Origin of the sequence: Chitinophaga qingshengii, from assembly GCF_014529935.1 — a bacterium.
Taxonomy (GTDB): domain Bacteria; phylum Bacteroidota; class Bacteroidia; order Chitinophagales; family Chitinophagaceae; genus Chitinophaga; species Chitinophaga qingshengii.
Genome location: NZ_JACVFC010000002.1, coordinates 354,504 through 367,236 on the forward strand (window position 1 = coordinate 354,504; position 12,733 = coordinate 367,236).

At 49.3% G+C, this 12,733-nt stretch carries 10 protein-coding genes; 9 read left to right on the top strand and 1 reads right to left on the bottom strand.

Going from position 1 to position 12,733, the window contains the following annotated elements:
- Window positions 1–13: 13 nt before the first annotated feature.
- Window positions 14–466 (bottom strand): SRPBCC family protein, encoded by a 453-nt coding sequence (locus tag ICL07_RS16745; protein WP_188089173.1) that lies wholly within the window; start codon window positions 464–466, stop codon window positions 14–16.
- 492 nt (window positions 467–958) lie between these two features.
- Here ICL07_RS16745 and ICL07_RS16750 point away from each other — a divergent pair, with 492 nt between their 5' ends.
- The 9 genes from ICL07_RS16750 (at window position 959) to ICL07_RS16790 (ending at window position 12,732) form a co-directional block, all read left to right on the top strand.
- Entirely contained in the window at window positions 959–1,339 is a 381-nt protein-coding gene (locus ICL07_RS16750; RefSeq protein ID WP_188089174.1) for a response regulator transcription factor, read from the top strand.
- A 35-nt stretch (window positions 1,340–1,374) separates the two neighbouring features.
- Window positions 1,375–2,514: a HEAT repeat domain-containing protein gene (locus tag ICL07_RS16755; RefSeq protein WP_188089175.1), complete on the top strand. Its 1,140-nt coding sequence runs from the start codon at window positions 1,375–1,377 to the stop codon at window positions 2,512–2,514.
- Window positions 2,514–3,965, top strand: a complete 1,452-nt coding sequence (locus ICL07_RS16760) for a glycosyltransferase family 2 protein (protein WP_246485081.1) — start codon at window positions 2,514–2,516, stop codon at window positions 3,963–3,965. The genes ICL07_RS16755 and ICL07_RS16760 overlap by 1 nt, the downstream gene beginning before the upstream one ends.
- A 4-nt stretch (window positions 3,966–3,969) precedes the next feature.
- Entirely contained in the window at window positions 3,970–6,840 is a 2,871-nt protein-coding gene (locus ICL07_RS16765) for a tetratricopeptide repeat protein (protein WP_188089177.1), read from the top strand.
- 163 nt (window positions 6,841–7,003) lie between these two features.
- Complete coding sequence (locus tag ICL07_RS16770) at window positions 7,004–8,476, top strand: hypothetical protein (protein WP_188089178.1); 1,473 nt, start codon at window positions 7,004–7,006, stop codon at window positions 8,474–8,476.
- A 63-nt stretch (window positions 8,477–8,539) separates the two neighbouring features.
- On the top strand, window positions 8,540–9,589 hold the full coding sequence (locus ICL07_RS16775; RefSeq protein WP_188089179.1) for a cellulase family glycosylhydrolase: 1,050 nt from the start codon (window positions 8,540–8,542) through the stop codon (window positions 9,587–9,589).
- A gap of 138 nt (window positions 9,590–9,727) precedes the next feature.
- Window positions 9,728–9,925 (top strand): class I lanthipeptide, encoded by a 198-nt coding sequence (locus ICL07_RS16780; protein ID WP_188089180.1) that lies wholly within the window; start codon window positions 9,728–9,730, stop codon window positions 9,923–9,925.
- 66 nt (window positions 9,926–9,991) lie between these two features.
- Window positions 9,992–11,194 (top strand): lanthionine synthetase LanC family protein, encoded by a 1,203-nt coding sequence (locus tag ICL07_RS16785; RefSeq protein WP_188089181.1) that lies wholly within the window; start codon window positions 9,992–9,994, stop codon window positions 11,192–11,194.
- Between the two features lie 89 nt (window positions 11,195–11,283).
- Window positions 11,284–12,732, top strand: coding sequence for an amino acid permease (locus ICL07_RS16790; protein WP_223151954.1), 1,449 nt, complete (start codon window positions 11,284–11,286; stop codon window positions 12,730–12,732).
- Window position 12,733: the final 1 nt, after the last annotated feature.

Consider the following 12,733-nt stretch of genomic DNA (forward strand, 5'->3'; position numbering starts at 1 on the left):
CGTTTAATGATTTTTACCGTTGCAGATAATCGTACAACAACCCCGTCATGTAAGTCCAGCCTTCTTCGGTACGATCTGCGTAGGCAGCCCATTTCCCGTCCATATCATGTTCCAGTTGCAACAGGCAGCCGGTGGCGGTGGGTGTAATGCGGATCGTTACCACACTTTCATCGCCCGGTTCCTGGTCCACTCCCCAGGTAAACACCAGTAAGGAAGGCCGTTTTACTTCCAGGTAGTTGCCGATGTGATTCAGAATATCATTTCCTCTTTTTACCTGGTAACTGAAGCGTCCGCCGGGACGCGGATCATTGGTGAGGTTCAGGATTTCCTCGTTGCGTACGGCGGGTCCAAACATCCAGTGGCTCAGCAGCTCAATATCCAGCCAGGCATCGAATACCTTTTCTGCAGATGCCTCAAAAGCCTTCTCCACCTGAACGAACACGCGCTTATCGGTAACTTTTTTCATATGGTTAAACGGATTTTTTAACTGGATGATATTACCACATCTACCATGCCATTAGCATATTTTGGAAGACGTTAAACGAATCTATTTCTTTTAGGTCTACCTTAAAAGGAGGAATGTTTGATATCGATTTTTATCTTCCGAAATAGCTGCACTTATACCTATAACACTAATATGTTTATTTCTTAATACATACAAAACCCGCTACCATAGCGGATTGATTGTTAATGTAGCCAGATTGGCACAGAATATGCATAACTTCGCAAACAAGAAAAGTTCGAACTAAACCGCTGATAAAATTTGCCATCTTTTTATTGAGTTAACCGCTTGTTATTACTATGTTCCCCGGGTGAAAGAAAAAGAGCACTTCTTTATTTTAATGTATTTAATCATAACGCCATTGCGTGCAGACTGTCCATGCAGTACGGCGTGTTAGTTGTCATGCGTTTATTGTAAAGAGGCATTATCGATTATTCATACTGCAAAAATTATTTTATGTATAGTATTCTCTTAGTGGAAGACGATGAATTCGTTTGTAAGGCGATTGAGATTATTTTAAGGAAACAGGACTACATCATCAGCATCGCCAAAAACGGACAGGACGCTATGCAATATCTGCGGCAATCTAAATTTGACCTGGTCATCACCGATCTGATGCTTCCCTATGCCAATGGCATGGAGCTGGTCAGCAAGATGCGCAATGAACTCCATCTGGATGTCCCCATTTTAGTTTTATCTGCTATCACACACGAAAAAACCATCACCGAAGGTTTTGACCTGGGCGTAGATGATTACCTGAAGAAACCTTTTAATCCTTCGGAGCTGGCTTCCCGGGTAAAACGCCTGATTCAGCAAAAAGAAAAGAATACCATTTGATCCCATAACTGATTATTTATTTTATAATGAATGCAATGTCGTCGTTCCGCCAATGGCTGGAGGACCTGGTATATTATTTTGCCTATTTCCCGCTGGTAATACAAATCGCGATCATCGTGAGCGTGTTGGCTGTTGCGGGCACCGTGCTGGCATATATATACATGATCATCTACCGCTGGCAGAAAGAAAAGCAGGCTCAGAAAGAAATTCCCTTGCGGGAAAAAGGTGATGAGCTATTACTGGAACATATTATCTACAAATCGCTGGGCGGCGCCGATACGCCGGTGGCCTTACCCCTGGAGGCTTTTTCCGTATTACCACTGCAAAAGCCATGGGCTGCCCGTGTTTTTATCAGTCAGCTCATCGCTTACCGCGATAACTTCACCGGCGATATTCCACTGCTGCTTCGTCAGCTTTACCTGGAACTGGGCCTGCATCGCGCGGCCGCCGCAGCGCTGAAATCAGGCCGCCGCAAACAGGTAATCAACGCCCTGGTGGAATTGTCCGGCATGGGTGTATTACTGGAAAAAGACCATGTATTAACACTCACCCAAAGCAGCGACCAGCACATCCGGGAGATGGCCCGCTGTTACGTGGTACAATGTTCCCCGGACGCCCCGTTTGAATTCTTTAGTCATGTACAGGAACCACTGCTTCTCTGGGAACAGTTTGAATTATTCCGTATCATCTCCCTGCGTAAAGACATCCCCATGCCCTCTTTCGCCAGGTGGATAGACCCACAGTTTCACCCCAGCGTAATCACCCTTTGTTTGAAGCTGGCAGCCTACTTCCAGCAACCCGAGGCTATTCCGGCCATGATCCGTATGCTGCATACTGAAGATGAACAGCTGCGGGCCGTGACCATCAACAATCTCGGTAAACTGATGGCACTGGAAGCAGAGCCGATACTCGTAGAGATGTACCCGCAGCAACCCGACAGCTGCAAACTGGAAATACTCAAAGCATTGGGCCGTATCGGTTCCGGTAACTTCATCGGTTTCCTGCAACAGCAACTGGAACATACGGAAGATTTCCTGCTGATGAAACACGCCGCACATTCCATTGTGGCGCATAAAGCGCTGGCCAGCGGCTTAATTACCCAATTACAGCATTCGCTCACCGGGACCAGGCAGCAGGTGCTGCAACACAGCCTGAATCCCCTGATTAAATATTAATGATGTATTCTGCGATACTTAAACATATCACTGATTTTTACGAAAGCGCCATATTCGTTTATTGTGCGGGGCTATTTCTGTTTTATATCCTGCTTGCGGTATTGTCACTCGTGGCTATCCGCCGCAGCTTGTGGAAAAATAAAATAAGAGGCCAGCAAATGCTGGTAGCTTCTCCGCTCACCCCCGGCATCTCCGTGGTGGCGCCTGCCTACAACGAAGGCGTGACCATCATCTCCAATGTGCGCTCCCTGCTGGCCCTCAACTATCCCCGCTTTGAAGTGGTGATAGTCAACGACGGCAGTAAAGACGATACGCTGGAAAAACTGATCAACGAATTTGAACTGGTGGAAATCAGCTTCGCCTACCGGCAACAGATTCCCTGCCAGGAGGTAAAACGTTTCTTTAAATCCACCAACCCCGCCTACTCCAAATTACTGGTGCTGGATAAAGTCAATGGTAAAAGCAAGGCCGACGCCGTAAATGCCGGCATTAACGCCGCCGCCTTCGACTACTTCCTCAATACCGATGTGGACTGTATCCTCGCCCGCGATACCCTGCTGAAGCTCATCAAACCATTTATGGATGATCCTGAAAGAGTGATCGCCACCGGGGCGCCCCTCCGGGCGGCCAACTCCTGCGATGTGGAAGCCGGCGTTATTACCCGCGTCCGCGTGCCGGGAGCCCTGCTGCCCCGTTTCCAGGAAATGGAGTATATCCGTTCCTACCTGCTGGGCAAAATGGGCTGGACTTTCATCAACGCCGTACCCAACGTTTCCGGTGGCCTGGGTTTGTTTGATAAGGACATCGTTATCAAATCAGGCGGCTACGATCCCGCTTCCTTCGGGGAAGACATGGACATGGTGGTACGTATGTGTAAATACATGTGCGAACAGGACCTCCCCTACCGCATCCACTATATTCCTGAAACACTCTGCTGGACGGAAGTTCCTGCCACCTACAAAGTATTCTTCCGCCAGCGTATACGCTGGGCGCGTGGACTGGCGCAGATCTTCGGCACCCACAGAAAAGTGCTCTTCAATCCAAAATATAAAAAGTTAGGGCTGGTCATCTTCCCCTATAACTTTTTCTTTGAACTCCTGGCGCCGCTGATCGAATTCGCCGGCATCATCTACTACATCTATATTATTGTTAACCACCTGATCAACTGGGATTATGCAATTATCCTGCTGGTGTTTATCTACACCTTCTCCATATTGATCACCTCCCTCTCCATGCTGTGGGACCAGCTGATTTTCCGCTACTACAAAAGCTGGAAAGAGGTATGGCAACTGTGTATACTCGCATTGGCAGAACCGTTCATTTATCACCCCATGGTGCTTATCTGTGCTATCAGAGGATATTTTAACCAGCTGACCGGCAGGAAACATACCTGGGGAAATATGCAGCGGCAGGGATTCAATCAATCTTCAAACCTTCAAAAAAGTGTTTAATATCATGTTACAGCGAAGTGTGGGAAAGCGTTGTGTTGTTTTCTTTTTCTCTTTATTGTTTATATATACCGAACTAAGCGCGCAGCGCAGTGGCCTGGTATCTTCCGATGTGCTGTATAAAATGGCGCTGGAAGCCCGTAACGCCAAAGACTATACTAAGGCGATCAAATTTTGCAACAAAGCGCTGTCGCAAAGTCCGGACTATACCGATATCCGTATCCTGCTGGGTAAGTTGTACCAGGAAACCGGTCAACCGGTAGCCGCCGCCTTTGAATGGAATGTAGCGCTCAAAAAAGATCCGGGCAATACAGACGTACTGCATTCCCTGGTGAACCTTTACTACAGCCAGGGAAACAAAGCGGAAGCCATCTGTTATGTAGATATGCTGTTGGATAAAGACCCGCTGAACAAAGACCTGCTCCTGAAAAAATACGGACTGGTGGAAGAAAGCGGCGACCTGGCGGCACAATCCAAAGTGATGGCAGTACTGCGCGCCCATTATATTTCCGACCCGGTAGTAGCCGGTCTGCTGAAAGATTACCAGATGCAGGCCGCGCGTCGTGGCCGTAAATCCGGCGATCTGAACGGATCTGAAAAGATGTACGAACAGGTACTGCTGAAAGATAAAAACAACGTAGAAGCCTTACAGGGCATTGCCTCCACCCTCGAAGGGCAGGGCCGCTCCCGGGAAGCGCTCGCCTATTACAACCAGTTGCTGACTATCCAACCGGATAGCGCCACCTGGCGGTTAAAACGCTCTTCCATACAGCTCGCCAATGGTAACTATGCCGCTGCCCTGGAAGACGCTAAACGATTGTACCAGCAACATCCCGGACAATCTCTCTACAAACAACACCTGGCAGATGTGTATACAGCCCTGGCCCGGCAGCCCGATGCACCGGCCACCTATATGGAGCAGTTATTATTACTGCAACCCGGCAATAAAGCGATATATCAGCAACTCATTAACCAGGCTTATCAGCGCAGCGACTACAGCAGCGCCAACGATTGGTGTAACAAAGCGCTACTGGTTTTCCCCGGTGATGTGGATGTATTAAGAAAACAAATTGGCATTCAGGAAAAGATGCAGGACTACAGCACCGCCGCCACTACGGCGCAAAAGCTGTTACAGCTTCATCCAGGCGCCACACATGAGCAAATCTATACCGACCTGCAGCTGTCACGCGCCAACCGGCTGGTAGCACAGCAGCCGGGCGAAGCGGCTACCATCCTGCAAACGGCTTTAAAACAGGTTCCCGGCAAAAGAGAACTGTTGTTATTGCTGTCAAATGTACAAACAGCATTGGGCAAACCACAGGAAGCCCTGCCCCTGCTTGAACAGCTGCTGGCGAAACAACCAGCTGATACAGCCCTGCTGTTTAAAAAATCAGGTCTGCTGGAAACCATGCAACGGTATCCGGAAGCAGCAGCTGTCAGTCAACAACTGATGACCGCCTACCCAACGGAGCCCCGCTACCGGCAAGCCTACCTGGACCAGGCCATGGCGGGCGCCAGAAAAGACATCGCCCAACGGCAATATACCGCCGCAGAACCGGCGCTGTTAAAAATACTGCAACTTATGCCGGCCAATAAAGAGGCCTGGGTATATCTCATCAACCTGAAAAATGAGCAGCAACAAACGGCGCAAGCCCTTGATTATACCACCCGCGCTTTAGGTCATATCAGCAACGACTCCCTGTTGCTGCAAAAAAAATCCGCCCTGCTGCAACAGGCCGGAAGATATACCGAAGCCAGCGCCATCGCGGCAGATCTGCATCAGCGTTACCCTGCGGATACCGCACTGCGCAACATGTACCTCGATCAGTTGCTGGCACAGGGTAAACAGTTGCGCGAAAGACAACAGTGGGACAGCGCCTGGCAGCTATATCAAACGGCTTATGCGCTGGCGCCTGCTGACACCACCGTGCTGACGCAACTCACCGCCACGGCTACGGCACGCAAACAATACGATACGGTATTGGTGTACGCTGATAAAGGTCTCGCTGTAAAAGCAGATCAGCCGGAACTCCTGTCCCAGAAAGCGAATGCACTGGAACAACTGCACCGCTACGCAGATGCGGCGCTCGTGGCCGGCCAGCTTCGTAAGCTGCAACCCGGGGAAAAAAAATGGCAACAATATTCCGATCACCTGAACGGCTATACGTATAAAAACCAGATCGGCATCATCTACCTGCAATCTGTTTACAGCAGGGATTATGAGCCGGCCAGCATTACTTCCCTCCAATACCTGCACCGTTTCCAGCGCGGCACTGTCACCGGAAGGGTTAACTATGCCAACCGCGAAGCGGGCGACGGCGTACAGCTGGAAGCAGAGACCTACTACACCCATAATCCAAAGTATTATTCCTATGGATTGTTCGGCTGGTCCAACTCCAACGTATTCCCCAATATCCGGGCGGGTTACTCCCTTTTCCGCAACTTCAGCAAAGGCTGGGAAGGCGAGTTGGGCGCCCGTTATGTAAAAAGCGACAGCATCAATACGTATTCAGCGGTCGCCTCTGTAGGAAAGTATTTTGGCAACTATTGGGTGAACCTGCGCGGCTTCCTTACCAGCGATGAACATCAGTGGTACCAGGCCTATACGCTGACCAACCGCTTTTATCTCAACGACCGGCAGGACTTCATTGCCCTGATAGGCAATATCGGCGCCTCTCCGGATGACCGCAGCCGTAACTTCCAGTTCGGCAAAGTAGCCGGTTTTACTTCCACCTCGCTTACGGCAGGGTTCCAGAAGAATATCCGCGGCAGAGCTACCATCGGGGCTTACGGCTCCTGGATACGCCAGCAAATACCACAGCAATCATATCTGCATCAATTTGATACCTATTTGTTGTTCCTCTGGAATTTCAAATAACGAAAGCCAAAAAGGGAGTGCCTCAAAAGCACTCCCTTTACATTTCAGGTAAACCCGCTGCACTGCTTTGTTTCCGCAGCAAAAAGATAATAATTCCTTAACCTGACTGTCTGTGCAGGAGCAGTGGCGCTGTTTAATATTAGTAACACAAATATGATGCGCTATGCCCTATTTCCCTCAAACATTCCGGCAGTTCGTATTAAAGAACCCATTCAACCGCCAATACCTGTTGATCGCAGCAATAGCCATCGTGGTACAGCTGATCATCTTTAAAATACTCTATCCTTATGCCGATTTTTTTTCGGATTCCTATAGTTATATCTACGCCGCGATACTAAAACAGGAGGTCAACCTATGGCCCATCGGTTACACGATATTCCTGCGGTTGTTTCATGTATTCAGTCATTCGGATACCGCCCTGGTGGCCGTTCAATATATACTGATACAATGTTCGGCACTCTACCTTTTTTTTTCCGTGAGTTATTGGTTACAGCCAGGGGAACAAACGAGGAGGGTTATTTTTTATGTACTCCTGTTTAATCCGTTAATCCTATATATCAGCAACTATGTATCGAGCGATGGCCTTTTCCTGGCTATCAGTCTGGTTTGGTTTACACAGTTGTTATGGCTGCTGCACAGGCCTTCCTATGTTTTGTTGATAGCTCACGGGCTGCTGATCGCTATTGCTTTTACCGTACGTTACAATGCCATGTATTATCCATTGATCACGGCGTTGGTATTGTTACGTTGTCCGCAGAAGATCGCGTTCAAAGCATTGGGCATTGTGCTGCCGCTGGTATTAATAGGTGTCTTTATTAATTTCACCAAAGAGGCCACCCGTAAGGTGACCGGCACCGCTCAGTTCTCCGTCTTCGGTGGCTGGCAGATGGCGAACAATGCACTGTACATGTTCCCTTATCTGAAGGACTATCCGGAGCCTCCTGCCGGCTGCGAAGCTTTCCACAAAGAGGTCGTTCATTTTTTCCGGGATATCATCCCTAAAGGCGGCGGTATCCCCAGCCCTATGCAGGGAGCTATCTACCTGAAACATCCGCAGGCGCCGCTGAAAAAATTCCTGCAGCTTTCCTATGGTAACAAAGACGACACTACCGGCGGTATACATTCATGGGGCATGGTTTCGCCGGTATATGAGAAATACGGCAGCTATATGATACGGCAACATCCTTTTTATTTTGCGCGTTATTTCCTGTTGCCCAATACATTTAATTATTTTGTACCGCCACTGGAAAAATTATCGGAATACAATCTTGGCAGCTACAGCGTTTCCCCGGTAGCGCGGTACTGGTTCCATTATCACTCCAAACAACTGAGTTCTGTAGCGTCCATTGGTGCGCAGAAAGCATTGTTGTTTTTCTTTCCCATTCTATTCGGATTGTTGAACCTGATATTCCTGGGATTGATTTTTAAATGGTTTGTTTCCACCACCCGTAAAACCGCGGCCCGCCCGTACCGTGACAGCCAGCTGCTGGTACTGATAACGCTCGTCGTCAACGCCGGATTCGGTATACTGGCCTCTCCTATCGTTTTCCGTTACCAGGTGTTCCCGATGATCGTTTGTTTTATATTTATCAGCATACTGGCCGACAAACTTAAACCGGAACTACAGTCCACATGAATTAACATTGCCGGATGAAAAGGATATTGGATATTTGACAGCATTATTTAAAATGCTATCACGATGAAATACCCTGCCCCTCTCCTGTTATCGCTTCTTTTGTTAAGCCGGTTGGCCGTCAGCGGGCAGTCTCCGTGGACAGCCGAAAAGGCGAACGCCTGGTACCAGCAGCAAGGCTGGCTGGTGGGCGCCAATTTTATCCCGTCTACTGCTGTCAACCAGCTGGAGATGTGGCAGGCCGCTACCTTTGATACAACTACCATATCCCGGGAACTGGGTTATGCACAGGCTACGGGTTTTAACATCATGCGTGTATACCTTCACCACGTAGCATGGCAACAGGACAGAGCAGGATTTAAACGACGGGTCGGTCAATACCTCGATATTGCTGCACGGCATCATATCCGGACCATGTTCGTATTCTTCGATGATTGCTGGCGCGACGCCTATCAACCAGGCCCGCAACCCACACCTATACCGGGTGTACATAACAGCGGCTGGCTCAAAGACCCCGGCGGACTCATAGACCAGGATACAACGCTCATGGATACACTGCGTGTATACGTTCAGGATATTATCCGCACTTTTAAACAAGACCAACGGGTAGTCATCTGGGATTTATATAATGAACCGGGACATTTTAAACACGGCGCCAAAAGCTGGCCCCTGCTGAAAAACGTGGTTGCCTGGGCAAGAGCAGAACAACCGGTTCAACCACTGACCATCGGTATCTGGAATAAGGAGTTCACCGATTTTAACCAGTATCAGCTGGAACAATCGGATATCATCACCTTCCATAATTATCGTGATAGCACCTCCATGCAGGAAGCAATCGATACCCTGCAACGGTACAACAAACCGCTGATCTGTTCCGAATACATGAAACGCCCCAACAACAGCACTTTTGCCACCCATCTGCCCATGATGAAAAAAGCCCGCGTAGGTGCTATCAACTGGGGACTGGTAGCAGGTAAAACACAAACCAACTATCCACAGGGGAACAAAGGCGGAGAACCGGAACCAGCTATCTGGTATCATGACGTTTTCCGGGCAAGCGGCGCTCCTTTTGACACGCAGGAAACAGGGCTGATCCGGGAGCTGGTTGATCAGTAGTGCCGACGGCTGTTAAAAAACAAGGGAAACTTACCATGTCTGTTACGCTTCGCAAATAATGGAAGAAAAGCGTTAAATTTAATATAGCGCCAACACATGATTCCCTCAGCTTTTTTTCAACCCGTAAATAATATAGTTATGCTTCCCGAAAAATTGTCCCTCGAAAAAAAACTCTTCCTCCAGAAAGAGACCATTGCCGTTATGACTGACACTGATGTGGTGGATGCACCACAGGCAGTCAGTGCTCCTTTCCGCACCGCACTTTCCATGGACACGCCTTTACGTTGCTGGCCCTGCTGCGCCCAGCCTAATACGCAATCCGGTTGTCCTAACTAATGTTGTATTTTCCTGACAATGATATGGCGGGGCATTGTCCTGCCATATTGTTTTTAATCCACCCATATGACCGCCGGTTCCACGTTAACCCGCATCTACCAGGACCATCTGAAGGTGCTGGCCAATAAAGCCTATGATCCGTATTATGCAGAAAGTCTTTTTAAAGGGCCCTGGGGTCCTTTGTTATATCTTTTTTATTATGAAAGATATGTAGACAATAGTGCTCCCTGCGCAGGCAGTTGGTTACAAACACTGTATGCAGACCTGCAGCCGCAGCCGGTGGCCGGTTATGCCTATTGCAACGGTATCACCGGGCCATTTTGGTTGTTACAGCATCTTTATCAGCATCGTTTTATCGATATAGATATAGCGGAATTATCAGCCAGCTACATCACCGCCGCTATAGCAGAAAGTGAGCAGCAGCTGTCACAGCAAAACTTCGATTTCCTGCATGGGAGCGCCGGTATTTGCCATCTGTTGCTGGCTTATACACATCAGGAAGCGGTACGCAGCCATCTGGCCTCCTTTGTTGCCGCCCTGTTGGGCGCCAGTCGTATGACCGGCCAGGGGCGCAGTCTCCCCGTGTTTGTGTTGTTTGAAACGCCTGTAACTGCCGGTGTAGACACTTTCAGCCTGGCACATGGTACCTGTAGCCTCGTCATCCTGTTATCGCGGATATACCAGGCGGGTATAGCCCGGGATACCTGCAGGCAAGTCATCACCGAATGCATCGATTTTATGTGGCATCATCAGAATCCCCGTCAGCCGGATACGCCTCATGCCCTGTTCCCCGGCATCCTCGATGGCCGGGCGCCTTACAGCCGCCTGTCGTGGTGCTACGGCGATTTCAACGTAGCGCTGGCTTTATGGCGTTGTGGCCTGGCACTGGGCGAAAGCCGGTGGCAGCTGCAGTCCCTGGACATCATGCATTATACCCTGCGGAGAAATACCGACCAGGCAGCCGGTATTGTAGATGCTTGTCTGTGCCACGGTTCCAGCGGTATCGCTGCATTTTACCGGCACTTTTGGTATGAAACCGGAGAACCGGCATTTCGGGACGCGGCCCTTCACTGGCACAATAATACGCTGCAGAAGCTGGTGTTTCCGGATCAACCGGGCGTATATGGTATCCGTGGCTGGGAAGGGATAGACAAACAATGGGAATATTGCTGGGACCTGCTGGACGGCAGTAGCGGCGTTGGGCTGTCACTCCTGTCTCAGACCATCGACAAACCGCTACCCTGGGACGAAGCCTTCCTCCTATCCTGATATAATTTACTTTTCTAATAAGTGAAATATTATTAGTTTACATTTTTCAGAAATTAACGCATCTTGCAACCTTACCCACCGTTTTTACCTTGGAAGAACTGATACAAACCAAAGAGCAACCAACACAGCAGCACCTGAAGAGAGGCCTGCAAAACAGACACATTCAACTCATTGCATTGGGTGGCGCCATTGGCACCGGCCTGTTTCTGGGGATTGGTCCCGCCGCTGTACTGGCTGGCCCTTCTGTTATCCTGGGGTATGCCATGGCCGGCATCATCGCCTTCTTCATTATGCGCCAGCTGGGAGAAATGGTGGTAGAAGAGCCGGTATCCGGCAGTTTCAGCCACTTTGCCTATAAATACTGGGGCAATTTCGCCGGTTTCTCTTCCGGATGGAATTACTGGATGTTGTATATACTCGTAAGTATGTCGGAATTAACCGCCATTGGCCTGTATGTGCAGTTCTGGTGGCCGGAAGTACCCCTGTGGACTTCCAGTCTCTTTTTCTTTCTCGCCATAAATGCGCTGAACCTCAGTTCTGTAAAAGTATATGGTGAAGCGGAGTTCTGGTTCTCTATCGTAAAGGTGATCGCCATTATTTCCATGATCGTTTTCGGTGTATACCTGCTGTTAAGCGGCAACGGTGGCGCCCAGGCCAGTGTGAGCAATCTCTGGAACGATGGTGGGTTCTTCCCGAAAGGATTGCTGTCCCAGGATGCAAATGGTCAATACCAGGGACTTTTTGCGGCCATCGCCATGATCATGTTCTCCTTCGGAGGACTGGAACTGATTGGTATTACCGCCGCAGAAGCGGATCAACCGGAGAAAACCATCCCTAAAGCCACCAACCAGGTCATTTATCGTATCCTGATATTTTATGTAGGCGCCCTGGTGATCCTGTTCGCCTTATCTCCCTGGAGAAATATCACTACCGACAGCAGCCCCTTTGTAACGGTATTTGAAAGTCTGAAAGGTTTCCAGTTTAACCTTTTCGGCAAAGAGATCTATTTCACCAGCCTGATCGCCAATGCGCTCAACCTGATTGTACTAACGGCAGCCCTTTCCGTATATAACAGTTCCGTATATAGCAACAGCCGTATGTTGTACGGCCTGTCCCAGCAAGGCAATGCACCGGCGTTTTTATCACAGCTCAACAAAAACCATGTACCGGTAAAAGCCACGCTGGTATCCGCCTTGTTTGCCGCTATTTGTATTGTGGTCAACAAACTGATTCCCGAAAAGGCTTTGGGCGTGCTGATGTCGCTCGTGGTATCTGCCCTGATCATCAACTGGATCATGATTAGCGTAGTGCACCTGAAATTCAGGCAACAGAAACGTTTGGAGCAGGTACATACAAAATTCCCTTCTTTTATTTATCCGTTGTCCAACTACATCTGCCTGGTCTTCCTGGTGGGTATCCTGGTGCTGATGTGGATGACCGGCATGCGAATACCGGTGGAGATGATCCCCGGCTGGCTCATCTTCCTGTACCTCTGTTTTATCATAACGAATAGCGCTAAGGCGAAGCGGGCGGCATAAC